2 protein-coding genes are annotated in these 2007 nt (G+C 50.8%); both read right to left on the bottom strand.

Translation table 11 applies throughout. The features are described from left to right. Positions 1-285 precede the first annotated feature (285 nt). Positions 286-618 (bottom strand): hypothetical protein, encoded by a 333-nt coding sequence (locus GX016_06475; protein ID HHT71203.1) that lies wholly within the window; start codon positions 616-618, stop codon positions 286-288. 115 nt (positions 619-733) lie between these two features. Further along, a partial coding sequence (locus tag GX016_06470; GenBank protein ID HHT71202.1) for a hypothetical protein occupies positions 734-2007 on the bottom strand: 1274 nt, incomplete at its 5' end.

Here is a 2007-nt window from a genome sequence, read left to right as displayed (position 1 = left end):
TCCTCTGCCGCCAACGAAACCCAGGAACTACCGGGACTATAAGGGTAACCGTAAGTCAGCGAATCGCCTAGCGCTACAATTATGTACTCCATCAGTGACATCTCATCCCCCATTCTAATGGCTACGAACATAGGACTGCCAATTAGTATTTTACCATAATTGAAGGGAAAGGCACCGCCGCTCCTGGGGCTAAATCCTTTTCTCTAATCATTTCTTACGGACCAAGAAACAATCCTGCTCCGAAGCTAATCATAGCCTGAGCAGGATTGTTAGTTTATTCACCGGTTAATAGCGAGCCAATTCCAGATAGGGCCACCAGCGATCCAACTCCGATTGGGCCTCAGGCCCGGCATAAGCGGATAAACGATCTGGGCCCGTCTGCTCATAATCCTCCGGCGGAAAAGCAAAAAACCAAGCTCCGTTATCCTCGTACACCCAGTAGGGATAATACCCTTCCCGGTCATAACCCTTCCCCCAACCCTGACTGGTGGCTTCGCCGTGCTCATTATGAACATAAAAGCCGGCCTCTTTCAGCGCCTCGGTTAAGCGCTTCACATCCAGGGAAAATGGGATCTGCACTCGCACCTGTCCGTACTGAAGATTCATGTCAGGGATCAACCATCACTCCTCCAAAGCCGCTTACTGATAGTTTATCCCTGCTAACTGCAAATTAGCCTAATGCAAGTCAAAAACCGCCCTTTCAGGCGGCACGTAGAGAGATCTGAAAACACCTTCAGTTATTAGTCGCAGCAAGCATTTGCAGAAGCAACCAGGAGCCGGGCTTATTTTTCTTCATATAGTCGTCACCGTGTTTAGCGCACAGATTTTCTGCCTGCTTCTTGAAAGCATCGTACCAGTCCTGGCCGGTATTAGCCAATAGATCAATGTCCTCTTCCTTGCCGAGAATATCTCTGCAGGCCGAAGCCATGATGTGGCCGTCAAGCCCGGTCTGGCCGCCCTGTTCAAACAGGGTGAAGCAATAACGAAGCGTGTAGTTGCCGTAATAGATCATTTCTCTGTATTCAATCGGGTGCGCGTCGATATAAGCCCAGGAATTTGATGCTTCAGCGGGAGAGGAGCAGATGGTTTCAACAAGCTTGGCCAGGTGTCCGGCTACGGGCACATTCCCGTACTCAATCGCCTGTTCGTAGCAGCTCTGTATGTGTGCCACAATATATTTCTGGGTGTCAAGAGCATCCTTGTAAATGTCGGAAGGAAACTTCTCTTTGATGGAGGGGGCGTAATAGCTTCCGTCCTGCGGCGTCCAATACTCTTTCAGCTCGTATTCTCCGGCAGCGTTCTTCTCAAACGTGATTGCCACCGGCATGTGGCTGCCGCTAGTTTCAAAGAAGCCGCTGCCCGCGTAACCAAACTCCTGATAAAGCGCCATGGCGTAGACCGTGGTCGTGCTAGCGCTCTCAACGGTTTTGAGAACCGTATGGGCTTCGGCGGCAAAATCACTTTTATGGTGGGTATTAGCGGTAAGAATCGCGTCGGCGACGCAGGCGTCGAGGTTAGTGCGGTCCACACCGCTGACTGTTGTCGCCAGCCTGACAAGTTTTTCATAAAGACCATCGTCTATGCGGCTATAATAACCGTTCGGCCCTCGCTGCATAACTGCCTTGCCGTCCAGCAAATAGGCATAGTAGTCAGTTGACGTACCGCCGGAATAAGTGGCGCGAAGCAGATAGCATTCATCCAGCGTCGTGACGTCCACTCCCGGCCAGATGGTAGATTTTACCATAACGCTCATAATGATGTCCGAAGCGAGTTGGACCTCATCTGCCGACAGTAGCGTTAGGGTACGCAAGACTGCACCGTTCCTGCCGAGCTGCATCAGACTATAACTGACTGGCATCGTTTCTGTTTGTGGGATGTCGGAAGCTGTGTCGACGATGGCAAGCGCTTTTTCATAGTCGTCTTTGCCTATGGTATAGTACCGCCATTGTTCATTCATCCGCACCATCGCCAGAAGCGGTTCTGATTCGTAAAATCTGAGTTCTTGAT

This window comes from Bacillota bacterium (assembly GCA_012837285.1).
Lineage (GTDB): Bacteria > Bacillota > DTU030 > DUMP01 > DUMP01 > DUNI01.
This window is presented reverse-complemented; position numbering and strand designations above follow the sequence as displayed.